This window comes from Paraburkholderia sp. SEWSISQ10-3 4, from assembly GCF_030464785.1.
Taxonomy (GTDB): Bacteria; Pseudomonadota; Gammaproteobacteria; order Burkholderiales; family Burkholderiaceae; genus Paraburkholderia; species Paraburkholderia aspalathi.
Window position 1 is genome coordinate 368,326 of sequence record NZ_JALPRI010000003.1, and the last position, 23,841, is coordinate 392,166.

Annotated in this window: 23 protein-coding genes; 18 read left to right on the plus strand and 5 right to left on the minus strand. The window is 60.8% G+C overall.

What is annotated here, in order from left to right:
• Window positions 1-8: 8 nt before the first annotated feature.
• On the plus strand, window positions 9-911 hold the full coding sequence (locus M0D68_RS10195) for a metal-dependent hydrolase (RefSeq protein ID WP_093633206.1): 903 nt from the start codon (window positions 9-11) through the stop codon (window positions 909-911).
• 17 nt (window positions 912-928) lie between these two features.
• Here M0D68_RS10195 and M0D68_RS10200 read toward each other — a convergent pair whose 3' ends face one another.
• Complete coding sequence (locus M0D68_RS10200; protein ID WP_200621644.1) at window positions 929-1,822, minus strand: AraC family transcriptional regulator; 894 nt, start codon at window positions 1,820-1,822, stop codon at window positions 929-931.
• Window positions 1,823-1,980: 158 nt separating this feature from the next.
• On the opposite strand from M0D68_RS10200, the gene M0D68_RS10205 reads away from it, so the two are divergent.
• From M0D68_RS10205 to M0D68_RS10215, 3 genes are read left to right on the plus strand one after another with little or no spacing between them, the layout of a single operon-like run.
• The gene (locus tag M0D68_RS10205; protein WP_200621643.1) at window positions 1,981-2,760 is read left to right on the plus strand and encodes an SDR family NAD(P)-dependent oxidoreductase; all 780 of its coding nucleotides are present in this window, start codon (window positions 1,981-1,983) and stop codon (window positions 2,758-2,760) included.
• 44 nt (window positions 2,761-2,804) lie between these two features.
• The gene (locus M0D68_RS10210; RefSeq protein WP_200621642.1) at window positions 2,805-3,245 is read left to right on the plus strand and encodes a GNAT family N-acetyltransferase; all 441 of its coding nucleotides are present in this window, start codon (window positions 2,805-2,807) and stop codon (window positions 3,243-3,245) included.
• Window positions 3,246-3,297: 52 nt separating this feature from the next.
• Window positions 3,298-4,158 (plus strand): class I SAM-dependent methyltransferase, encoded by an 861-nt coding sequence (locus tag M0D68_RS10215; protein ID WP_200621641.1) that lies wholly within the window; start codon window positions 3,298-3,300, stop codon window positions 4,156-4,158.
• Window positions 4,159-4,166: 8 nt separating this feature from the next.
• On the opposite strand, the gene M0D68_RS10220 is transcribed toward M0D68_RS10215, so the two are convergent.
• From M0D68_RS10220 to M0D68_RS10230, 3 genes are all read right to left on the minus strand, one after another.
• Window positions 4,167-5,513 (minus strand): glutamine synthetase family protein, encoded by a 1,347-nt coding sequence (locus tag M0D68_RS10220; protein ID WP_200621640.1) that lies wholly within the window; start codon window positions 5,511-5,513, stop codon window positions 4,167-4,169.
• 182 nt (window positions 5,514-5,695) lie between these two features.
• Entirely contained in the window at window positions 5,696-6,253 is a 558-nt protein-coding gene (locus M0D68_RS10225) for a helix-turn-helix domain-containing protein (RefSeq protein WP_200621639.1), read from the minus strand.
• 15 nt (window positions 6,254-6,268) lie between these two features.
• A complete protein-coding gene (locus M0D68_RS10230; RefSeq protein WP_200621638.1) occupies window positions 6,269-7,558 on the minus strand; it encodes an FAD-binding oxidoreductase in 1,290 nt (429 codons plus the stop codon).
• A gap of 292 nt (window positions 7,559-7,850) precedes the next feature.
• On the opposite strand from M0D68_RS10230, the gene M0D68_RS10235 reads away from it, so the two are divergent.
• The 9 genes from M0D68_RS10235 to M0D68_RS10275 all read left to right on the plus strand — a co-directional run bounded on the left by M0D68_RS10235 (window position 7,851) and on the right by M0D68_RS10275 (window position 17,612).
• Entirely contained in the window at window positions 7,851-8,360 is a 510-nt protein-coding gene (locus M0D68_RS10235; protein ID WP_200621652.1) for a DUF1993 family protein, read from the plus strand.
• Between the two features lie 263 nt (window positions 8,361-8,623).
• Window positions 8,624-9,793 carry a class C beta-lactamase gene (ampC, locus tag M0D68_RS10240; protein ID WP_200621651.1) on the plus strand — a complete coding sequence of 390 codons (1,170 nt, stop codon included), beginning with the start codon at window positions 8,624-8,626 and terminating at the stop codon, window positions 9,791-9,793.
• A gap of 48 nt (window positions 9,794-9,841) precedes the next feature.
• The gene (locus M0D68_RS10245) at window positions 9,842-10,324 is read left to right on the plus strand and encodes a cupin domain-containing protein (RefSeq protein ID WP_200621637.1); all 483 of its coding nucleotides are present in this window, start codon (window positions 9,842-9,844) and stop codon (window positions 10,322-10,324) included.
• 142 nt (window positions 10,325-10,466) lie between these two features.
• Complete coding sequence (locus M0D68_RS10250) at window positions 10,467-11,108, plus strand: DsbA family oxidoreductase (protein ID WP_093633195.1); 642 nt, start codon at window positions 10,467-10,469, stop codon at window positions 11,106-11,108.
• Window positions 11,109-11,296: 188 nt separating this feature from the next.
• Window positions 11,297-12,262 carry a LysR family transcriptional regulator gene (locus M0D68_RS10255; protein WP_200621650.1) on the plus strand — a complete coding sequence of 322 codons (966 nt, stop codon included), beginning with the start codon at window positions 11,297-11,299 and terminating at the stop codon, window positions 12,260-12,262.
• Between the two features lie 266 nt (window positions 12,263-12,528).
• Window positions 12,529-14,040 (plus strand): sugar ABC transporter ATP-binding protein, encoded by a 1,512-nt coding sequence (locus tag M0D68_RS10260; RefSeq protein WP_200621636.1) that lies wholly within the window; start codon window positions 12,529-12,531, stop codon window positions 14,038-14,040.
• A gap of 24 nt (window positions 14,041-14,064) precedes the next feature.
• A complete protein-coding gene (locus M0D68_RS10265; RefSeq protein ID WP_093633192.1) occupies window positions 14,065-15,090 on the plus strand; it encodes an ABC transporter permease in 1,026 nt (341 codons plus the stop codon).
• Between the two features lie 110 nt (window positions 15,091-15,200).
• Window positions 15,201-16,142 carry an ABC transporter substrate-binding protein gene (locus tag M0D68_RS10270; RefSeq protein ID WP_200621635.1) on the plus strand — a complete coding sequence of 314 codons (942 nt, stop codon included), beginning with the start codon at window positions 15,201-15,203 and terminating at the stop codon, window positions 16,140-16,142.
• A gap of 171 nt (window positions 16,143-16,313) precedes the next feature.
• Window positions 16,314-17,612: an L-fuconate dehydratase gene (locus tag M0D68_RS10275; protein ID WP_200621634.1), complete on the plus strand. Its 1,299-nt coding sequence runs from the start codon at window positions 16,314-16,316 to the stop codon at window positions 17,610-17,612.
• Window positions 17,613-17,645: 33 nt separating this feature from the next.
• Here M0D68_RS10275 and M0D68_RS10280 read toward each other — a convergent pair whose 3' ends face one another.
• The gene (locus tag M0D68_RS10280) at window positions 17,646-18,560 is read right to left on the minus strand and encodes a LysR family transcriptional regulator (protein ID WP_211702617.1); all 915 of its coding nucleotides are present in this window, start codon (window positions 18,558-18,560) and stop codon (window positions 17,646-17,648) included.
• A gap of 160 nt (window positions 18,561-18,720) precedes the next feature.
• On the opposite strand from M0D68_RS10280, the gene M0D68_RS10285 reads away from it, so the two are divergent.
• The 5 genes from M0D68_RS10285 (at window position 18,721) to M0D68_RS10305 (ending at window position 23,789) form a co-directional block, all read left to right on the plus strand.
• Window positions 18,721-19,056, plus strand: coding sequence for a DUF4148 domain-containing protein (locus M0D68_RS10285; protein ID WP_093633188.1), 336 nt, complete (start codon window positions 18,721-18,723; stop codon window positions 19,054-19,056).
• A 50-nt stretch (window positions 19,057-19,106) separates the two neighbouring features.
• Complete coding sequence (locus M0D68_RS10290; RefSeq protein ID WP_200621633.1) at window positions 19,107-20,420, plus strand: serine hydrolase; 1,314 nt, start codon at window positions 19,107-19,109, stop codon at window positions 20,418-20,420.
• Window positions 20,421-20,476: 56 nt separating this feature from the next.
• The gene (locus tag M0D68_RS10295; RefSeq protein WP_200621632.1) at window positions 20,477-21,343 is read left to right on the plus strand and encodes an NmrA family NAD(P)-binding protein; all 867 of its coding nucleotides are present in this window, start codon (window positions 20,477-20,479) and stop codon (window positions 21,341-21,343) included.
• A gap of 318 nt (window positions 21,344-21,661) precedes the next feature.
• Complete coding sequence (locus M0D68_RS10300) at window positions 21,662-22,558, plus strand: nitrilase family protein (RefSeq protein WP_200621765.1); 897 nt, start codon at window positions 21,662-21,664, stop codon at window positions 22,556-22,558.
• A gap of 64 nt (window positions 22,559-22,622) precedes the next feature.
• Window positions 22,623-23,789, plus strand: a complete 1,167-nt coding sequence (locus tag M0D68_RS10305) for a substrate-binding protein (RefSeq protein WP_093633184.1) — start codon at window positions 22,623-22,625, stop codon at window positions 23,787-23,789.
• Window positions 23,790-23,841 lie beyond the last annotated feature (52 nt).

Sequence of the window (23,841 nt, forward strand, 5' to 3'; positions counted from 1 at the left end):
AGACCGTCATGACCCAAGAGCACACTCAATACAAGATCAGGGCGCGCCATGTGAAGTTCGACTGGAGTCAAACGCCGATCCAGTGGATTCCTGGCGACCCGTCGAGTACGCACATCATCAATGTGCTGAACCTGCTGTTCCCCGCCGGCGAACTATGGTTTTGCCGCGTCTACAACAAGGCGTTGCCGCTGATCACCGACCCGGCGCTGCGCGACGACGCAGAGGGGTTTCTCAGGCAGGAAGCGGTGCATTCGCGCTCGCACGGCGGTGTGCTCACGCACTACTACAAGGCGCACGGCATCGACACGCAGCCTTTCACAAAGAAACTCGACTGGCTGTTTGGCAAGCTGCTCGGCGAGCAGCCGCTTGGACTGAAGATCGGAAAAACGCGCTTCTGGCTGCGTCAACAGTTGGGTGTCATCGCCGCGCTGGAACATTTTTTTGGTTATCTCGGCAATTGGGTGCTCAATGCCGACGGCCTCGATGCCGCTCATGCGGATCCAACCATGCTCGATCTGCTGCGCTGGCACGGCGCCGAGGAAGTGGAGCATCGCACCGTAGCCTTCGACATCTTCCGGCATATGGGTGGTACCTACTTCGAACGCTGCTTCCACATGCTGTCGACGGTGTTGCTCCTACTGTACTTTCTCACGCACGGCGCGCGCTTCATGCACCAGCGCGATCCCGACGCCGGTACGTACCGGGGTTTTATCCTCGCCTGGCGCGCCGGAGCGCGGCGCGGTTGCCTGCCGTCGTTCTGGAAAATGATCGCGGCAGCGCTACGCTATTTCAATCCGCGCTATACGCCGCATCACGAAGGCTCGACCGAGCAGGCGCTCGCCTATCTTGCCACCTCGCCCGCTGCGCAGGCCGCGGCGCATGGAGGCAACTGGGTGCGCGATGCGAATTGATACGGCGGCGTGAACAACTAAGTCGTTGCTGTTTTCAACGCCTCGATGTCACGACGGGGTGGCGCTCCAAACATACGCGAGTATTCGCGGCTGAATTGCGATGCGCTTTCGTAGCCCACCTGATAGGCTGCCGCTTCGGCATTGGCAATGCCTGCCACCATCAGGTTGCGCGCTTCAAGCAGGCGAAGCTGCTTCTGGTATTGCAACGGCGTCATCGATGTCAGCGCCTTGAACTGCCGGTGGAATGCCGACGGACTCATTTGTGCAACGGCGGCCAGGTCTTCGATGCGTATGGTCTCGGTGAATTGGCCTCTTAACGCGTGGATGGCAGTCACGACTTTATGCACATGGCTGGTTGCCAGAACGACCCGTGCGACCTCGTTGCCGTGACGTCCCGTTAGCAACCAGTAGCAAATTTCTCGCTTGATCATCGGCGCGAGAATGGGAATAGCGTGAGGCGTATCGAGGAGACGCACCATTCGCAGCATGCAGTCGGCGAGCGGCCCGTCAATCTCGGTGACAAACACGCCGTGGCCGAGCTCGTCTTCCGGCGCAGGTGGCGTATCGAGACATGCCATGACATCGCGCATGATGGCAAGGTCGAACTCCATGGCAATAGCGAGGTAAGGCTCTGTTGGACTGGCCTTCACAATCCTGCTGAACGCCGGCATCTCAACGTTGACGATCAGGGCTTGTCCTGCCCTGTAGTCGTACCGCCTGTCACCGAACGTCGTCCACTTGGCGCCTTGAACGACGACACAGAGAGCCGGCTTCATGATCAGATGAGAAGGGTGTTTTTCATGATCCGACCGGATGATGATCAAGCCCTCGATGGCGGTCATGAACGGGCCTTCGCTCCCGGCTTGATTGTCGGTGTAGCGTTTGACACCTTCGACCAAGGCATTTGACATATGAACTTCCTCCGCGCCTGCATTTCCGCATGTTACTGCCTCCCGTGTCGAGCTGCAGAGCCTGAGCAGGATTAGGCAAGAAGAAGGACAGTTAGGGCATTCAGCCTCGCCATCGGCCGGAATAAGCTGCGTCTACACCTCTAACGTGGAGCGCAAAAATGACAGCAGGACAATCGGCAGACGCCATTTCGAAAATTGCCATCGTGACAGGCGGGAGTCGCGGCTTGGGGCGCAATACGGTCGTGAGCCTTGCGAAGCGCGGCGTCAGTTCCGTATTCACCTATCGCGCCAATCAGGCGGAAGCCGACAAGGTTGTCGGCCTCGTGGCGGAGGAGGGGCAAAGAGCCATTGCGCTGCCACTCGATACCGGAAAGGTGAGCACATTCGACGCGTTCGTGGAGCAGGTTCGGGCGTCGCTTGCGCAGTTGGGCGCCGAGCGTTTCGACTACCTTGTCAACAACGCCGGCACTTCGAATCACACGCCGTTCGAAAAGACAACCGAGGAGGAGCTGGACAGTCTTTACCATGTCCATTTCAAGGGCGTGTTTTTCCTGACGCAAAAGCTTCTGCCGTTGATCAAGGAAGGTGGCCGCATCGTGAATATCTCCTCGGGACTGACCCGTTTCACCTTCCCAGGCAGTGGGTCCTATGCATCCATGAAAGGCGCGGTCGAGGTTCTGACTCGCTATCTCGCGAAGGAACTCGGTCCGCGTCGAATCGCCGTCAATACCGTCGCGCCAGGCGCAGTCGCCACCGACTTCAGCGGCGGCATGGTGCGCGACAATCCCGAGATCAACAAGCTGGTTGCGGACGGCACGGCACTCGGCCGTGCGGGCTTGCCCGACGACATCGGCCCGATGATCGCGTCGCTGCTGTCCGAGGACAATCGCTGGGTCAATGGCCAGCGCATCGAAGTCTCGGGCGGCATGTCTCTGTAGCTGTGCCAGAATCGGCATTCTCCCAACGAGGACAGAATGCCGATATGGCCGACAATCACAACAACAGCCTGGATATCCGAAGGCTTTCCCCAACAGAATGGGCACAAGCCTTTCCGGTGATCGCGCAATTGCGGGCACTTGATCAAGACGAATTTCTCAGAAGAGCCAGGCTGCAATCGCATTCTGGCTACGAGCTTGTCGGCGCTTTTCAAGGCGGCAAACTTGTTGGCGTGATGGGGATGAGGCCGGTCCACACGTTGGCGCGCGGGGCGCACTTGCATATCGACGATCTCGTCGTTGACGAGACGACACGGGGCGGCGGTGCGGGTCGCGCCTTGACGGAATATGCGGAAGCCGACGCACGTGCTCGCAATATGACTGCGGTGTTTCTAGATGCCCGGCCGGATGCCGTTCCCTTCTATGAACGACAGAATTACGCGGTCCATCCTGCACCGTCGATGAAAAAAGTCCTCTTGCCCTCGTAGGCGTGAAATGGGTTAACGTCAACAATATTCGCCCACAGGAGGATCGAAAGTCATGACCGGTAAGCAAGATGCAGCGCCAGACAGCACAGCAGCGCGAGTCGCCTTGTGGCGCGCGCTCCACGTCTGGTCCGACCCGCCGCCGCATGTGCTGGAAGACGTAATCGGCCTTAAGCTGCTGGCCCCGGATGCGGGTTGGCGCAGCCGCGGCGACATGGACCCTCAATTCACGCGACCCTTTCGCGCTTCGATCGTGGCGCGTGCCCGCTTCATTGAAGACCTGGTTGTGGAGCAGGCCGGCCGCGGTCTTGATCAGTACGTCATCCTCGGCGCCGGCCTCGATAGCTTCGCTCAGCGGCGGCCGGAGATCGCATCTCATCTTAAGGTGTTCGAGGTCGACCAGCCGGGTCCTCAGGCATGGAAGCGTCAGCGTCTGATCGAGCTGGGCTTCGGCGTTCCGGACTGGCTGCGTTTCGTGCCGGTCGATTTCGAGGCGGGGGGAAGCTGGCGAGACGGGCTCGTGACCGCCGGCTTCGATGAGAGCAAGCCCGCAATCGTGGTCTCCACGGGCGTCAGCATGTATCTCACGAAGGATGCGAACGCGGCCACGCTGCGCGAAGTCGCGTCCCTTGCTCCAGGATCGACGCTCGCTATGACGTTCCTGCTTCCGCTTGAGATGGCGGACCCTGAGGTGCGCCCCGGGCTTGAGATGGCAGAGAAGGGCGCACGATCAAGCGGGACACCGTTCATCAGTTTCTTCACGCCGCCGGAGATTCTGGCGCTGGCTCATGAAGCGGGCTTCGGAGAAGCACGGCACGTCTCGGCGGCCGATCTTACCGAGCGCTACTTCACGGGCAGGACCGATGGTCTGCGGCCGCCAAAGAATGCTGAGGAGCTGCTGGTGGCCAATACCTAGCCGCTCGCTCAAAGGAACCAGCGGTATTCCCGCGCATTCACTTCGTTCATGAAATCCAGATGGTCCTGGCGTTTGTTCTCGCAGTAGACCATCACGAACTCTTCGCCCAAGCCTTTGCCTACGACCGGATGGTCCTGCATCGCGGCGACGGCCGTGAGCATGTCTTGCGGAAAGTCGACGCCGCTTTGGCGGTCTTCGTTGAGCGGTGCGATGGGTTCGCGGCCTGCATCCAGCCCGTGTTCCATGCCGGTGAGAATAGCGGCGAGGACAAGGTAAGGGTTCGCATCGGCGCCCGCCAGGCGGTGTTCGATGCGCAGGTTGCGGTCATCCGATTCCGGAATGCGAATGCAGGCGTCGCGGTCTTCGAAACCCCAACTGGCACGGCTGGCCGCATTCGTCTTCCAGCCATAGCGGCGAAACGCGTTGTGGTTGGCGGCGAAGACAGGCATGCAATGCGGTAGCAAGGCGAGGCACCCGGCCACTGCATGGCGCAGCGGACGCTGGCCGTCAGCGGCCAGCAGGTTGTTGCCCGCTTCGTCGTAGAGACTCACATGCACGTGCATGCCGCTGCCCGGCGCGTGCAGGTACGGCTTGCTCATGAAGCTCGCGCGGTAGCCGTGTTTCAGCGCCACGCCGCGCGTGCTGCGGCAGAACAGGGCAGCCCAGTCGGCGGCGCGCAGACTGTCGTCGTTGTGGCCAAAGTTGATCTCGAACTGTCCGGGCCCGAGCTCGGCAGTAATCACCGTAGCGTCCACGCCTTGCTCGCGCGTAGCGTCGACCATCTCATTGAGCACACTGGAGAAGCGCGACAAGCGCTCGATGTGCATATTGGACTGGTCGTCTGGATCTTCGCAGAACGGGTCGCGGGGGAATTGCGGAAGACCGTCCGCCAGCCTCGCGTCGAACAGATAAAACTCCAGTTCGAAAGCGACAACCGGGCGGATGCCACGCCGCTCGAAGCGTTTCAGCACACGCGCCAATACCTCGCGTGGCTCGAACTCGATGGGCGCCTCGGTGCCGTCCGAGCTGATCAGCATCTGTCCCAATGGTTTGTTTTCCCATCGCACGGGCTTGAGGGTGCCGGCGATCAGGCGGCGCTGCGCATCCGGATCGCCGTCGTTGAAGCAATAGTCGCCGATCGGGAACACGCCACCCTGCGCACCGAGCAAAATGCAGTTCTGCGGCAGTTTCAGGAGACTGCCGGCAGCGACTTTCTCGAGCATGTCTATGGGGTAGCGCTTGCCGTAGAAGTGCCCGGGGATATCCAGGCAAATGAGATCGACGTAACGCACCTCGGGATACGCCGCGCGGAAGGCGCGTACTTCGCTGAGCAGGTCGGCGCTGGGGGAAGTCATATTGTTGTCCTTCTCACGCAAGAAGACGCGATGATTGAGATTCAGTTAAAAGCTACCGTGGAAAAAAACAGGCAAGTCGACCACATAGCAGAAACGAACGCGGTAGTCACGGCGCCGTCCATTAGTCATCCGAATTGACATTCAACGCAGCGTTCGCTGCTACGTTATGTACTGCCTGAATCCTAGGTGAACACCCAAAGTACCCGCGTGGGTTCGTCGGAGAGATTGGCGTAGCGAAACCGCGTGTGCGCCGGCACCTGGAAGCCGTCGTTAGGGCCGAGGGTCGCCGGGTGCTCTTCGTCGTCCAGCCAGATGGTTAACTCGCCTTCGAGGACGAAGCCACCTTGCTCGTCGCTGTCATTCAACGGTTTGTCGCCGCTGCTGGCGCCCGGCTCCAGGTGGCTTTCCAGCATCGAAAAACCCGCTGACATGTTCGGCGACACGAGCACGTCAGTCACGCCCTCGGCGTAATACAGCGTGCGGCGTTCATCCGGCCGGGTCACCCAAGGCAGCGCGCGGGGCTTGCTCAGGCTATAAAAATAGGTGGTGGGTACGCCAAGGGCCTCGCCGATGGCGGTCAGATCGCCCACGGTCGGACGTGAGAGGCCGCGCTCGATCTGGGAAAGGAAACCCACCGAGCGGCCGATCTTTTCCGCCAACGCGCCCAACGTCACTTTCTTATGCTTGCGCAGGTCCCGAATCAGTATCGCGAGACCTTCGATTTCTTCCTGCTTGTTCATCTTCTGCCTCTTCTCTCAGACTCTGTCGCGCAGACGATACCAGGTCTTGCCAATGACCTCCAGCGGCGCGGCCAGTAGCGCACCGCCGGGAAAAGGCGGATTGTCGATGGCCTGATACAGGTCGAGCAATTCGTCGTCGCCGAGGATGGCGTCGGCGACCGCCCGGCCGGCGGCGAGCGTAGGCAGCACGCCGTGCCCCGAATAGCCTTGCAACCAGTAGCGCTCACCTTGTCGACCGATATCCGGCGTGCGCTTCATGCTGATGTCGATATGCCCGCCCCACGCAAACTCGAGTTCCACTCCGCGCAGCTGCGGGAATGCGCGCTCCAGGTAAGGCCGGGTCGCCGCCGCAATATCCTTTGGAATGCCGCCCGCGTAGGTGCAGCCGCCGCCGAACAGCAGGCGGTTGTCAGGACTTAAGCGGAAGTAGTCGGGAACGAACTGGTTGTCGATCACGCAGCTGTTGCGTGGCAGTAGCGAACAGGCCACCTCCGGCCGCAGCGGCGACGTGGCCACCTGATAGGTGCCAACGGGCAGCATGCGCCTGGAAAGTTTGCGGTCGAGCCGGTCGATATAGGCATTGCAGGCGAGTACCAGGACATCCGCGCGCACCTCGCCTTTATCGGTGCGCGCGACAAAACCGCCAGGCGTCTCGCGGTAGTCCAGCACCTGGCTTTGCTCGAAGATGCGTCCGCCGGCCTGTTCGATCGCCGCGGCCAGGCCTTGGGCCAGTTTCAGCGGATTCAGATGGCCTGCCTCGGGATCGTAGAGCGCCGCCTGATAGCGTTCGCTTGCAATCCATTGAGGCATTGCCTCGCGAGGGATGAAGCGCATCTTGTCGTAGCCCCACTTTTCCTCGGCTTCCTGTTGGGCCTGCTCGAGGAGGGCGGTGCGGCGCGGCAGCACTGCCGCCCACAGACTTCCCGCACGGTAGTCCGCATCGAAGCCATGCCGCGCCGGCAGTTCACGTATCTCGCCGGCGGCCCAACGCATGCTGTCCCACAGTTGGCGGGCACGTTCCAGACCCAACGCTGCTTCCAGCGGAGGCATGTCGCAAGACCAACCGAGCAGAGCCTGGCCGCCGTTGCGCCCGGACGCCGCCCAGGCTACCCGGCTGGCTTCGAGCACCGTGACACGCTTACCCGCGAGGGCCAGACGCAGCGCCGTGTGCAGGCCACTGAACCCCGCGCCGACGATCAGCACTTCCGTGTCGAGACGCTCTTCCAGCGCCGGCCGCAGAGGGATCGGGGCAGGATAGGTGCGTGCGTAGTAGCTCGCGACGTGCTCGGCTGACTGGTCGAACATGTTGGCTCTCGTGAAAAATTAAGCGGTAAATTTCATGAAAAAATACCATTAATTTTTCACGGGCGCAAGCGCGCGTCAAAATGCCGACGTTCTTTTCATCGATCAACCGACGGAGAAACGCGCATCGGGCATCGGGCCGAGTTCGGCCAACGCGAGACAGCTATTGCTGTTCAGCCCCGAAGGCGCGTGGACCCGCACTTCCGGCTGGACGGTGGTAACCTTCCCCCGCCTATTCAACCGGCCGGCGCGGCATCTTCCGCGCCGGCATCCAACATCGACCGAAAGAGTGATCATGACCAGTTCCATCTACAGCGCATCCGTCCCCGTCTTCAAGCAAATGCTGACGGCATTGTCCGAGGTGCTGAAGAAAGCCGAAGCGCATGCTACCGAAAAGAACATCGAGCCGAACGCGTTGCTGCAGGCGCGCCTGTTCCCGGACATGTTCCCCCTGGTGCGCCAGGTGCAGATCGCCGCGGATTTCAGCAAGGGCGTCAGCTCGCGCCTGGCCGGCGTGGAGGTGCCGTCGTGGCCCGACACTGAAGTGACGTTTGCCGACCTGCAAGCGCTGATCGCCAAAGCGTTGGCCCACCTCGGCACGCTCGACGCCGCCCAGTTCGAGGGTAGCGAGAACAAGGAAATCGTCCTGCGCCCGGGTACGCCGAAAGAGAAGAAGCTGGTCGGCAGCGCCTATTTGCAGAACTACGGTCTGCCCCAGTTTTTCTTCCACGTCACAACGGCCTACGCGATTCTGCGCCACAACGGCGTTGAAATCGGCAAGCGCGACTATATGGGCGCGTACTGATCGTCGGCGCACGGGCAGGGCGGTCGTTTCATCTGCACTTGCCGTCCGGCCCGCATGCCTTTGTTCGATCGTTCGGTTTGATGCGTAAGCGATGAATGACGGGTAAGCCGTGGAGGGATATCGCGTGCCACGCGAAAGATTTTCTTTCGCTACGGACAAGATATCGTCGATAGTCGATGAGTCTGCGAGCACGCATACTCCTTCCCCGGCAGACCCGTTTCAACGCCCGTCACCCACCTACGCAAAACCGACCGATCAGGGACATGAATCTGAGAACCATAAGCCTCATCGCAGCAACCTTCTTCGCGTGCGCTGTCACAACCGTCGGCCATGCGGCCGACGATCAGCAAAACAGAATCAAACGTACGGTCGACCACGCCATACAACCAGTTATGGCGAACGATGGTATTCCCGGCATGGCGATTGGCATCATCGACGGTGACCGGCATTACGTCTTCAACTACGGCCTGGCGTCGACGAAAACCAGAACGCCGGTTACCTCCGACACTTTGTTCGAACTGGGTTCCGTCAGCAAGACATTGACGGCGACGCTCGCGTCCTATGCGCAGGTGAGCGGTTATCTGTCTCTGTCGGATCAGTCGAGCAAGTACCTCCCGTCCCTGCGCAATAGCGAATTCGGCAAGGTCAGTCTTCTCAATCTGGGCACGCACACGCCCGGAGGACTCCCGCTGCAGGTGCCGGACAGCATTCGCAACGACGATCAACTGATGCAGTATTTCAAGCAGTGGCAGCCCACCTATGCGCCGGGAACCCATCGGACGTATGCCAACCCCGGCATCGGCGCGCTCGGCCTGATAACGGCGAAGAGCATGGGGCAGGATTTCAGCGCGCTGATGGAAAATCGTCTGTTTCCCGCGCTTGATATGAAGCGCAGTTACATCAACGTTCCCGCGGGGAAGTTGAACGACTACGCTCAGGGCTACACGAAAGATGGTGGGCCGATCAGAGTGGCGCCTGGGGTGTTGTCCGCTGAGGCCTACGGTGTGAAGACCACGGCTGCCGACATGGTTCGTTTCGTGGAAGCCAACATGAATCTGATCCAGTTGGACCCGAAGCTCCAGCGCGCGATTGCGGACACCCACACCGGATACTTCAAGGCGGGGGGCATGACCCAGGACCTGATATGGGAACAGTATCCCTATCCCGTCAAATTGCAGACGCTTCTGGACGGAAACTCGTCGGCGATGATTTTCAACGCAACGCCGGTCACTGAAATCGTGCCGCCGCAGCCGCCTCGTGAAGACGTCTGGATTAACAAAACCGGCTCGACCAACGGCTTCGGCGCGTACGTCGCATTCATTCCGCAAAAGCGGCTGGGGATCGTCATTCTCGCGAACAAGAATTTCCCTATTGATGAACGCGTGACCGCCGCATACCGGATTCTCACGTCGCTGGCCAACGACGAACAATGAGTGTGTAAGGCGCTATTATCGATCGTAGTCCCCAAAGGAGAACACCCGATGAGCCGACCCGATTTCATCAAGCATTGGACCGAGCTGGAAGAACCGGATGCGCATTCCTATCGCGGCGATACCGAGAAAATGGCGCTCGACGCGCCGCTTTCCGCCGCACTCGGCATCACGCGCATTGGCATTCATCACGTGAGGCTTCTGCCCGGCCGGCGCACGTCATATCCGCACGCCGAAAGTACCGAGCAGGAGTTTGTGTACGTGCTCGAAGGCAAGCCCGATGTCTGGATCGACGGCGTGCTTCATTCGATTGCTGAAGGCGATTCCGTCGCGTTTCCGTCAGGCACGGGTATCTGCCACACCTTCATCAACAATACGAAGGACGAAGTCAGGCTGATGGTGATCGGCGAACGTCCACGCGACGACAACCGCATTCGTTATCCGGTCAACGAAGCGTACGAACAGACCCGCGCGGACCGCTGGGTGGACTGGCCCACGAGGCCGCTCGGCGACCACAACGGGATGCCGGACTGAGGGCCACGCCGCAGATGAACGCTTCGGCGTACATCCGGAGCGCGGTCCTGCAGAAATCAGCGATTCAGGCTAGGCTACCCTGTGGGTCGTTTTGCGTCGCAGCGAAGCGGCCGCGCCACAGGTTATTTCAGTCAGGAAAGCAATGAAACAACAGCTAACAATCGATTTTGTCTCCGATATCGCATGCCCGTGGTGTGCCATCGGCCTGTCGTCACTCGAGCTTGCACTATCGCGCTTGAGCGATACGGTCGACGCTCAAGTCACCGTGCATCCCTTCGAGCTGAATCCGGACATGGGGCCGGACGGCGAGGCCATTGTCGATTATCTCGGCAAGAAATACGGACGCACGCCAGAGCAGATCGCGGAAACCCAGGCCATGATCCGCGAGCGCGGGGCGAGCGTTGGTTTTACTTTCGGCCCACGTGAGCACGTCTATAACACCTTCGACGCGCACCGCCTGCTGCATTGGGCCGGTATCGAAGGCAAGCAGTTGCCGCTCAAACTGGCGCTGCTGCGGGCCTATCATGCCGAGGGCAAAGACCCGAGCAATCACGAGGTCCTGGTTGAAGCAGCCCAGTCCGTGGGGCTCGACGCCGCGCAAGCAGCTGAGGTGCTGCGCAGCGGAATCTATGCCGACGACGTCCGTGCGGAAGAACGGGAATACCAGGCGAAGGGCATTCAGTCCGTGCCGGCGATCATCTTCAACGGTCGCTATCTGGTGAGCGGCGGACAACCCGTGGAAACCTTCGAGCAAGTCATCCAGCAGATTCTCGCCGAAGCGTAGGGCGGCAAATCGGCAATCGTGCCGGCGACCCGTTGCGCGCAACGGGTCGTCACCGGGTTCATTGCCCACACACCGAATCCCGCCACACTTGTCACTCACACCGTTCGATGCACGGCAGTAGTGTGCTCTACAAGGACGAGGCTGGTGATGTGTTCCATAGCGCCTCGACATCCATAGGAGAGACGCTCGTGATGGATCGCATCATGGCGATGCAGACTTTCGTACGCATCGTCGACGCCAACAGTTTTACCCGCGCCGCGCAGTCGCTCGGGATTCCGCGCGCCAGCGCGACAACACTCGTGCAGAGTCTCGAGGCCATGCTCGGCATCCAGTTGCTCGTGCGCACCACGCGCCGGCTCAGTCTGACTGCCGAGGGGGCCGCGTATTACGAGCGTTGCGTGCAGATTCTCGCCGACATCGACGATATCGAGGCGAGCCTGCGGCATCCCGATGACCGGCCGCGCGGACGGCTGCGCGTTGAGATGCCGGCGGTCGTCGCGAACGCGATCGTGTTTCCGGCCCTCGACGATTTTCACGCGCGCTATGAGCACATCCTGCTCACCTTCGGCGTCAGCAACCGCCAGGTCGAACGGGTCGGCGAAGCGATCGATTGCTGCGTTCTGACTGGAAAGCCACCGGATGCAGGCCTCGCCGCTCGCCGACTGGGCGCGCTCGAGCGTGTGACCTGCGCGAGCCCGCTGTATCTCGCGCGATACGGCACACCGCAACGGTTCGAGGAGCTAAGCGGTCACGCCGCGGTGAACCACACGTGCGCGCAAACAGGGCGTGCGGCGGATTTCGATTTTCAGGTCGAAGGCGACACGGTCAACGTGTCGCTTGGGGGTTTTGTGCAGGTGAGTGACGAGCACGCGTACCTCGAATGCGGCCTGCGCGGACTTGGACTGATCCAGCCGCCACGGGCGTTGGCCCAGCCCTATCTTGACTCCGGGCGGCTGCGTGAAGTGCTGCCGCATCACAGACCCGCGGCGCTGCCGGTATCGGTCGCGTATCTGCGTCATCGCCGCGCTCCGCCTCGCGTACTTACCTTCGTCAACTGGCTCGCGGAACTGTTCGAAACAGCGCGGCATGTAAGCCATGAGCAGCCGCCCGTGCAGCAGAGTCTGCGTGGCGTGGAGACCGCCGAACCGGCCTGAAACGAGCGGCAAACCACATAGTGGGAACCGGGCGTGAGATACCTGTGCGCACGACACTAGGGAATGCCTACGCTTGAGCCGTTGCCATTCAGCGTCGTAAAATCGTGGCACATCAGTTTGGGTGGCCCAGCAATGTGTCTGGCTTCTCGTTACGATTTCAGCCGCGATACCCGGCAATGCCCGGCGCAGCGGCTTCCCGCGCTTTCTCGACCCGCTCCCCGAATTGAGGCCAGCGGCGGTCGCGGAATTGTCGATCCATCCGCGCCATGATCCCGCTCATTTCCGTTACAAGGCTCAACAAGCGCTTTCCCGGCGTGCGGGCGCTTCACGAAGTCCAGTTCGAACTCATGGCGGGCGAAGTCCACGCGCTGATGGGCGAGAACGGCGCCGGCAAGTCGACGTTGATGAAAATCCTCGCCGGCGTCTACACCCGGGATACGGGCGACATCCTCTATGACGGTCAGCCGGTCGAGTTCTCGAGTCCGCGCGAGGCGCAGGCTCTCGGCATCGGCATCATTCATCAGGAACTCCAGCTGATGAATCACCTGACCGTCGCCCAGAATATGTTCATCGGCCGCGAGCCGCGTGGGCGCCTCGGTCTGTTCCTCGACGAAGACAAGCTCAATGCGCAGGCGCACGACATTCTCGCCCGCATGCATGTGAATATCGACCCGCGCGCGGTCGTCAGCACGCTCACCGTCGCGAAGCAGCAGATGGTCGAAATCGCCAAGGCCTTGTCCTTCGACTCACGCGTGCTGATCATGGATGAGCCGACTTCGGCGCTCAACGACGCCGAGATCGCCGAGCTATTTCGCATCATTCGCGAGTTGAAGAGCCGGGGTGTGGGCATCGTCTATATCTCCCATAAGATGGACGAGCTGAAGCAGATCGCCGACCGCGTCACCGTGTTGCGTGACGGGGAATATGTGGCCACCGTCACCGCGAAAGACACCAGCGTCGACGCGATCATCGGCATGATGGTCGGTCGCACCTTGACCGACGTCGCGCCTTCTGTGAACGTGACAGGCACGGGCGAGGTCGCGCTCGAAGTCCACAATCTGAACGCCGGCCCGCTTGTCAGAGACGTCAGCTTCACACTGCGCAAAGGTGAGATATTGGGTTTTGCTGGCTTGATGGGCGCCGGCCGCACCGAGGTCGCGCGAGCGGTGTTCGGCGCCGATCCGATCGAATCGGGTGAAATCATCGTGAAAGGTGTGAAGGCGACGATCAGGAATCCGAGCGATGCGGTGGCGCGTGGCATCGGTTATCTCTCGGAAGACCGCAAGCGCTTCGGTCTCGCGACCGGCATGAACGTCGAATCGAACATCGTCATGTCCAACCTGCGCAAATTCCTGTCGCTCAACTTTTTCTTGCGCCGCACTGAAATCCGCCGGACAGCCACCCATTTCATCAATCTGCTCGCTATTCGTACGCCCTCCGCGACGCAGGAGGTGCGGCTTCTCTCAGGCGGCAATCAGCAGAAAATCGTCGTTGCGAAATGGCTCGAACGCGACTGCGACGTGCTGTTCTTCGACGAGCCGACGCGCGGCATCGACGTCGGCGCCAAGAGCGAAATTTACAAACTCCTGCGCTCGCTCGCCGGCGAAGGCAAGGCGATCGTAATGATCTCGTCGGAACTGCCGGAGATTTTACGCATGAGCGACCGCATCGTCGTGATGTGCGAGGGCCGCATTACCGGCGAACTTTCAGCCACGGAGGCGACGCAGGAGCGCATCATGCAACTGGCGACGCAACGCGAAACCTTAAAAGCGGCGTGAGCCCGAAGAGGAGAGATCCAGTTTATGACACAGCCATCGGATACTTCGACGCTCGCTAACGAGGGACGGTTGTCCGGCCTCAGAGCCCGCGTCTTCACGCCGACTGCTCTGCAAAAGCTGCTCGCCTTCGGGAGCCTGATCCTGTTGCTGGTCTTTTTCAGCTTCGCGTCCCCTGCGTTCATGCAGATGGACAACATGCTCGGGATTCTGCAGGCGACCGCCGTCAACGGCGTGCTGGCGATTGCCTGCACGTTCGTCATCATCACCGGCGGCATCGATTTGTCCGTCGGCACCTTGATGACCTTCACGGCCGTGATTTGCGGCGTGTTTCTGACCTATTGGCATTTGCCGATGTGGACCGGCGTCCTGGCTGCGATCGGGACGGGCGCAATCTGCGGGACTATTTCGGGCACCCTCACGGCGAAGATGAAAATACCGCCGTTCATTGCCACCTTGGGCATGATGCTGCTGCTGAAAGGCCTTTCGCTCGTCGTCTCGGCAGACAAGCCGATCTATTTCACCGACACCGAAAACTTCTACATGATTTCCCAGGATTCGCTGATCGGCTCGTTCCTGCCGAGCCTGCCGGTTCCGAATGCGGTCCTGATCCTGTTTTTCCTTGCGGTGGTGAGTTCGATCACGCTCAATCGCACGGCGCTTGGCCGCTACACGTTTGCGCTCGGCAGCAATGAAGAAGCGGTGCGTCTTTCGGGCGTGAATGTCGACCGGTGGAAGATCGCCATTTACGGCCTCGCTGGGGCCATTTGCGGCATCGCTGGGCTGCTGATCGCCTCGCGGCTGAATTCGGCGCAGCCGGCGCTAGGCCAAGGTTACGAACTCGAAGCGATCGCCGCCGTGGTCATCGGCGGGACGTCGCTCAGTGGTGGTTCGGGCACGATTCTGGGCACGATCATCGGCGCGTTCATCATGAGCGTGCTGACCAACGGCCTGCGCATCATGTCCGTCGCACAGGAATGGCAGATCGTGGTGACCGGCCTCATCATCATTCTCGCCGTTTACGCCGACATTTTGCGGCGCAAGAAAAGCTGACGAAGGTGGACGCTACGCGAAACAGGATCAAGAATCAGGATCAAGAAAAGGGAGCGCCCAAGGCTCCCCGCACGGCTGAAGGTTGATGGCCAACTTAGGAGGAGAACCCCATGTTGAAAAGAAAACTAGTCGGTGTCGTGGTCGGCGTTGGCGCGCTCATTGGCGGAACGAGTGTGACGTTCGCGCAAGACACCTACATCCCGCTGATCTCGAAGGGCTTCCAGCACCAGTTCTGGCAGGCGGTCAAAGCCGGCGCGGAACAGTCGGCCAAGGAGCACAACGTCAGGATCACCTTCGAGGGTCCGGAAACCGAGGCCATGGTCGATAAGCAGATCGACATGCTGTCTGCCGCGCTCGCCAAGAAGCCCCAGGCGCTCGGCATCGCCGCGCTCGATAGCAAGGCAGCCATTCCCCTGTTGAAGCGGGCGCAGGCCGCCAAAATACCTGTGATCGCCTTCGACTCGGGCGTCGACAGCGACATTCCGTTGACCACGTGCGCGACCGACAATCTTGCCGCGGCGGCACTCGCCGCTGACAAGATGGCCGAGGCGATCGGCAATGCCGGGGAGGTCGGTCTGGTGGTGCATGATCAGACCAGCCGCACCGGCATCGATCGCCGCGACGGCTTCCTGAATGAGATGAAAACGAAGCACCCGAACATCAAGATCGTCTCAGTCCAGTATGGCGGCGGCGACCACTTGAAGTCGGCGGAAATCGCCAAGACGATGATCCAGGCCAACCCCAATCTCAAGGGCATTTTCGGGGCGAATGAAGGGTCGGCGGAAGGTGCGGCGATCGGGATCAAGGAATCAGGCAAAAAGCTCGTGCTGATTGGCTATGACTCCGGCAAGGAGCAGAAGGACGACATCAATTCGGGCTTGATGGCCGGCGCCATTACGCAGAATCCGGTCGGCATCGGCAAATGCGTCGTCGACTCTGCAGTGAAGGCGTTGAAGGGCGAGAAGCTGCCCAAGAAAGTCGACACGGGCTTCTACTGGTACGACAAGAGCAATATGAGCGATCCGAAGATCGCGGCTGTGCTCTACGATTGACCGGCACTGCCTGACGCGAAGAGAGAGGAGGGGGCATGGAGCTCCCTTTTCTTTTCTCGTGCTGCCAAGTGTCCGCTTGGAACGAAGGTGGCTGCAAAGAGGTGAGGCGTGCACGTACGGCCTCTTTGCTTATAAGCAGAAGACGATAGCTGTCGCAGAGGAGGGGTTTAGATGCCCACGATCACCAAGCTGTCCGTCCGGGACATTCGGTTCCCGACCTCGCGTTCACTCGACGGCTCAGATGCGATGAACGCCGCACCGGATTACTCCGCCACCTATGTGACGCTCGAAACCGATTCGCCGACGGGTCTCACAGGCCATGGCCTCACCTTCACCATCGGCCGCGGCAACGAGATCTGCGTGAGTGCGGTAAAGGCGCTTGCCCCGCTGGTCATCGGCACAAAGCTCGAGGATATCGCTGCGAACATGGGCGCCTTCTGGCGCACGCTGACGTCGGACAGCCAGTTGCGCTGGATCGGTCCGGACAAGGGTGCGATTCATCTGGCGACCGCGGCTGTGGTGAATGCGGCCTGGGACCTGTGGGCCAAAGCGGAAGGCAAGCCGGTGTGGAAACTGCTCGTCGACATGAGCCCCGAAGAACTCGTGCGATGCCTCGACTTCCGCTATGTGACCGATGCGATCACGCCGCAGGAAGCCATCGCCATGCTGCACCGTCATGCAAAGACAAGAGGCGAGCGCGAAACGGAAATGCTGGCGCATGGCTATCCGGCCTACACGACGTCGGCCGGCTGGCTCGGCTACGACGACGACAAGATTCGCCGGCTCGCACGTGAAGGCGTCGCGCAGGGCTGGACGCACTTCAAGCAGAAGGTGGGCGGCAATCTTGAAGAAGATATGCGCCGTGCCCGCATCCTGCGCGAAGAAATCGGCGAAAACCTGAAACTGATGATGGATGCGAATCAGGTGTGGGATGTCGACGAAGCGGTCGCGAACATGCGGTGCCTGGCGGAATTCGATCCCTGGTGGATCGAGGAACCCACGAGTCCCGACGACATTCTCGGCCACGCCGCTATCCGCGAGCGGATTCGGCCTATCGGTGTCGCGACGGGCGAGCACTGCCATAACCGGGTGATGTTCAAGCAGTTGCTGCAGGCGCAAGCCATCGACTTCTGTCAGGTCGATAGCTGCCGCCTGGGCGGTCTGAACGAGGTGATCATCGTCCTGTTGATGGCGGCGAAATTCGGTGTTCCCGTGTGTCCGCATGCGGGCGGGGTCGGTTTGTGCGAGTACGTCCAGCACATTTCACTGTTCGACTATATCTGCGTGTCGGCGTCGCTGGACAACCGGGTGCTCGAATACGTGGATCATTTGCATGAGCATTTTGTTGACCCTGTCGTGATTCGAAACGGCCGTTATATGCCGCCGCAACGAGCCGGCTACAGCATCGAAATGCATGCGGCGTCGCTCGATGAGTATGACTTTCCCGAGGGGCCGGCCTGGCGGGTTTGAAGCGGCACGCGCGGGCCCCTCTGCGGCTATTGGCTAACTTGTACTCGCCAAGGCGACGATAAAGTCAAGAAACACCCTTGTCTTGGCCGGCGTGTGGTGTCGTGATGGATGGTACGCATAGAGCGGGAAGCGTTCATCCGGCCAGTCTGGGAACAGGTTGACGAGCCGTCCCTCCCGAATCAGGGGTTCCGCTCCGAGCAGAAGCATCTGCGCGATGCCGGAGCCGGCCAGGCACGCGTTGAAGAGTGCGCTCGGATCGTTCACCGTAAGCCGCCCATTCGTTTCGACAACCAGCTTTTTGCGCTTGCGGTGAAACTCCCACGGATACGGCTTGCCGGTTTCCGGGTTTCGGAACTCGAGGCACCGGTGCGCCCCGCGACCCAGATCTTGAGGCTCCTCTGGCCGCCCCCGGCGCGCGAGGTACGAGGGTGCTGCGACGGTGACAACTGCCGTGTCCAGAAGCTTTCGCGCAATCAGACTGGACGAGCGAGGTTCGCCAAATCGCAAGGCCAGATCGAAGCCGTCCACGATGAGGTCGCCGAGCTGATCTCTCGCAATGAACTCGAGTTCAAGTTCAGGATGCGCATCCATGAATTCGTCGAGCTTCGGGCCCAGAACGATTCGAAAAAAAGCGGGATCAAGATTGATTCGCAGCTTCCCGCGTACTGTCGCGGTGCCGCCTGAAGCGGCGGCCGCCGCTTCCTCCATTCCCCTTAAGTGCGGCATGACCTGCTCGTAGAACCGTTTGCCCTCTTCGGTAAGTGAAACGGCGCGGGTCGTGCGATTGAAGAGCCGTATTTTCAGCCGCTTTTCGAGCCGGGCGATTGCCCGGCTAACTCCGGGGGGTGACATACCCATTACTTCGGACGCAGCTGCGAACGTCCCCGCATCGACGACGGCCGCAAATACGCTGATACCGCTAGAGAGATTCTCGCTGGACGATCTCATTGACGCTCCCCGCGAAGTGCTTCAAAAACCGCACTATGGCCCATTAGTGACTGTCTGTCACTTCACAAGTGTCATTCGTATCATTTAGTTTCTCATCGAGTTTACTCACAATGCATCCCAACGGTCCGTTTCGACCGCAACGATCCAAAGGAGCATTGCCATGAATACCCGTTATTTCGCAGTTGCTATTGCCGCGGCCATCGCCTTCCCTGTCGCTGGCTACGCTCAGGAATCCTCGACCGTCACGCGTGCACAGGTGCGCGCGGAACTCGTCCAGCTGGAAAGCGTGGGCTACCAGCCCGGCCGCGCCAATGATCCGCATTACCCCACCGACATTCAGGCAGCCGAAGCAGCAGTGGCCGCGCGGAAGGGCGCCGAGTCGAACGTCGCCAGCGGCGTGGGCGGTGTGCGCAGCGGTTCGTCCGATTCGGGCAATCGCGTTGCCGGGGCAGCTCTCGCGAATGCACCGTTCAACTCGCTTTATGCACATCGTTGATCGGCGCGTCACACCAATCATCGTTCATTCCAATTTCGAAGGAGTAGGAGATGACCGTTCAACTCACCCGCCGCGACCTGTTGAAGCGGGCGTCCGGCCTCCTGGCGGTCGCCGCCGTGGGCGGATTGACCAGCATCGGAACAGAGGCCGCGGAGGGTCATCAGGAGCGTCATCGTGTTCTGGTCCGCAACCCTGCCTTTGCCGCGATTGATCTTTCCCTGCGGCAGGCCGTCGACAACGGCGCCGTAGCCGGTGTGGTGGCGATGGGTGCCTCGCAGCGCGGGCTCGTCTACGAGGGCGCATCGGGCCATGCCAATCCCCAGACGGGTACGGCGATGACGCCCGACACGGTGTTCTGGCTGCTATCGATGACCAAGGCGATCACTGCGACCGCCTGTATGCAACTCATCGAGCAGGGCAGGCTCTCACTCGATCAACCCGCGGGCGACATTCTCCCGGAACTGAAGTCGCCGCAAGTGCTGGACGGCTTCGACGCATCCGGACAGCCGAAACTGCGCCCTGCGCGTAACACGATTACCGTGCGTCATCTGCTGACTCACACGTCCGGCTTTACGTACAGCATCTGGAGCGAAAACATGAGCCGGTACGAAAAGGTGACCGGCATGCCGGATATTGGCTACTCGATGAACGGCGCGTTCAAGGCGCCGCTGGAGTTCGAGCCTGGCGAGCGCTGGCAGTACGGCATCGGAATGGACTGGGTGGGCAAGCTGGTTGAGGCGGTGACCGATCAATCGCTGGAGGTTTATTTTCGCGAGCACATCTTCGCACCGCTCGGCATGAGCAATTCGGGATTTCTGATCAGTGGCGCGCAGAAGCAACGCGTGGCGACCATGCACAACCGGCAACCCGATGGATCGCTCAAGCCCGCTCCGTTCGAGATCAACCAGCGACCCGAATTCTTTATGGGCGGCGGCGGGGCATTCAGCACGCCGCGCGATTACATGGCGCTCCTGCAGATGCTCGTGAACGGCGGGACGTACCGCGGCGAGCGGGTCCTGCGCGCCGACACCGTTGCGACGATGTTCCAGAATCACATTGGAGATCTTCAGGTAACCGAAATGAAGACAGCACAGCCGGCGTGGTCGAATAGCTTCGATCAGTTCCCTGGGATGCCGCACAAGTGGGGGCTTTCCTTCGACATCAACACGCAGCCGGGTCCGCATGGCCGCAGCGCGGGCAGCGTTAGCTGGGCGGGACTGCTGAACAGCTATTTCTGGGTCGATCCTGTCAGGAAGGTGACCGGTACGCTGTTCACGCAGATCCTGCCGTTCTACGACCCTCGCGTGGTGGATCTGTATGGACAGTTCGAGCAGGGGTTGTACCACGGCTTGCAACACGCCTGAGCACTGGTCAGTGATCGGCACTCGGGACACATCTATTTATGCAAGGAGAAACTGCAATGTATGCAATCACAGGGATAACAGGAAAGGTCGGCGGCGCGGTGGCGCGCACGTTGCTCGCAGCGGGTCAGCCAGTTCGCGCGGTTGTACGCGATGCGGCCCGGGCACGTTCGTGGGCTGAGCGCGGCTGTGAAGTGGTGACGGCCGACATGGACGACGAGGCATCGCTAACCGCCGCTTTCGAAGGCACGCAAGGCGTCTTCATCCTGCCGCCGTCCGAGTTCGATCCGTCGCCGGGCTTTCCCGAAGCACGTGCTGTCATCAACGCTGTGCGTGGGGCGCTGCAGTCTGCTGCGCCTGGCAAGGTGGTCTGCCTGTCGACGATCGGCGCGCAAGCCACCGAGATCAATCTGCTCACGCAACGTACGCTGATGGAGCAGGCGCTTCAGGATTTGCCGATGCCGGTGACATTCCTGCGTCCCGGCTGGTTCATGGAAAACGCCGCGTGGGACGTGGCGCCGGCCCGCGACACAGGGGTGATCCCCAGCTTTCTGCAGCCGCTCGACAAGGCGGTGCCGATGGTCGCTACCTCGGACGTGGGTCGCGTTGCCGCGCAACTGCTTCAGCAAACCTGGCTTGGCGTGCGTGTCGTCGAGCTGGAGGGACCGCAACGTGTGAGCCCGAACGATCTGGCCGCGGCATTTGCCCAGGTGCTCGGTCGTCCGGTTCGTGCGGAGGTGGTGCTGCGCGAAACATGGGGCGAGCTGTTCCGCTCCCAGGGCACGACGGACCCGTTGCCGCGCATGCGCATGCTCGACGGCTTCAATGAAGGCTTCATCGCCTTCGAAGGCGATGAAGCCGACATCGTCAAGGGCGAGGTGGAACTGGAAACCGTTCTGCGAGGCCTCGTTTCGCAGGCGGGCTAACGCGGGCACACCCGGTGGCGTGTGCAGATCCCGCGTCGCCGGGTGCTTTCCGCTCATCGTTCGCAAGGGACTCATATCAAGGGGTTCGCTATGGATTCTAGATTTTGAACTGACCAGAAACATGTCCCCAAGGAATTACCCTGGCCGCAGTCAAACCGCTTGACATCCTGAATTTGGCTTCATAAATTCGCTTCGACTGAGCCGTCATTGTTTCCGGCGGCTCCACGGCAACGATGCCGTGCTACATATGAATGGCTATGCAGCCCCCGAACTTGCGTCCAACGCTGGTTCGGGGGCTTTTTGCTTTTGGGAGAAGAAATGATGACGTTGCAGTACAACCCCGCGGAACGTGGTGTCGCAGATATGGTGGTCGCGTGCGTTCAGATGGAACCTCATGTCGGCAGTAAGCACGACAACGTGGCGCAATGCATCCGCCACATTGAAGCCGCGGCGCATCACGGCGCGTCTCTGGTGGTGTTGCCGGAGCTGGCCAATAGCGGCTACGTGTTCAACGATCGCGATGAGGCGCTCGCGCTGGCCGAAACGCTGCCGGAAGGGGAAACCGCGCAATTGCTTGCGGAAACGACGCAGCGCCTTGGCATCCATGTCGTGATGGGTATTGCCGAGCGGGCGGGCAAGCAACTCTACAACTCAGCGATCCTGACTGGCCCGGCGGGTCACATCGGCGTCTATCGCAAACTGCATCTCTGGAACAACGAGCATCGCTTCTTCGAACCGGGCGATCGTGGCGTTCCGGTGTTCGACACGCCACTGGGACGAATCGCCATCGCAATCTGCTACGACGGCTGGTTTCCCGAAACATACCGGCTTGCCGCGATGCAAGGCGCGGACATCGTCTGCGTGCCGACCAACTGGGTGCCGATGCCGGCGCAGCCGGACGATCGGCCCGCCATGGCCACGACGCTCACCATGGCGGCCGCGCACAGCAATGGCGTGGTGATCGCATGTGCAAACCGCATCGGCACGGAGCGTGGTCAACCGTTCGTCGGCCAGAGCCTGATTGTGGGCGGCAACGGATGGCCGGTCGCAGGCCCGGCCAGTGTCGATCGCGAAGAAATCCTGTTCGCCGCAATCGATCTGACGCGCACCCGTTCGGAACGCACGCTGAACGCCTTCAATCACGTGCTGAGCGATCGGCGCGCGGACGTGTATGACCCGATGCTCGGCACCGGTTGGCCGACCTCGCGCGCATGAGGCATCCGATGGCACACCCGTACGAAACACAAGAATTTCATTCGACCACTGTGAGGAAAAATCCATGACTCCGTTCAATAGACAAATCCTTGGCGCCGCCGCGGCGCTCGTCGCGGCCTGCACCTGCATGAGCGCGCTCGCTGCCGATCCGATCAGGATCGGCGTAGCAGTGGGGCTCTCTGGCGCAAATAGCGTGGTCGCGCCGGCCGTCGTGCAGTCGTCGCAACTCGCTGTCGACGAAATCAACGCAGCAGGTGGGATCATGGGCCGCCAGTTGCAGCTCGACATCACCGACGACGCGTCCGGTGCAGTCGGCGCGCAGAAAGCGTACGACACGCTCGTGTTCCAGAAGAACGTCGACGCGATCATTTCCATGGAAACGAGCGCCGCGCGTAACGCGGCGCTGCCGATCGTGGCGCGTGGCAAGAAGCCGTTCGTATATACGTCGTTTTACGAGGGCCGTTCGTGCAGCCCGTGGATGTATGTCAATGGCTGGGTGCCTGAGCAGCAGGTCGCGCCGGTGGTCGATTACTTCGCGAAGAGCAAGGGCGCCAAGACCTTCTATCTGGTCGGCAACGACTACGTTTTTGGCCGCGGTATGCTTGGATTCACCAGAAAATATATCGAGGAGCACGGCGGCAAGGTAGTCGGCGAGGAGTACTTGCCGATCGACGGCACCGACTGGACACCGATTCTCTCCAAGATCCGCGCGGCTCATCCCGATGCGTTGATCAGCGCGACGGCCGGCGGCGCGCCTAACGTGTCGCTCGCCAAACAGTTGAAGGGCTCCGGCATGACGCTGCCTTATGGCAACCTGGCGATCGACGAAGGCACGGCGAAGAGTATGGGCGACGTCGCCACGGGCATGTATATGTCGGGCTCCTACCTGACGGGCATCGATACGCCGGGCAACAAGAAGTTTCTCGCGGCCATGGACAAGAAATTCGGCAAGGATCTGAAGACGCCGAACGAGTTGTCCGAGCCGCAGTACGAGGCCTTTTTCCTGTACAAGGCTGCGGTTGAAAAGGCGGGCTCAACCGACGCTGACAAGGTGATCAAGGCGCTGGGCCAGGTGTCGTTCGACGGGCCACGCGGACCAGTGGCCATGAACAGGAGCCGCCACACGCCTCTCGCCATGCGCCTTGGCCAGATACAGGCAGATGGCTCGATCAAGATCTTGCAGACCTTCCCGAGCGTGGATCCGGGCGCGCAGTGCCCGAATATCAAGTAGACGCAACTGGAAATACAGCATCCGCCTGATGCACATTCGCAGGCGGATGCGA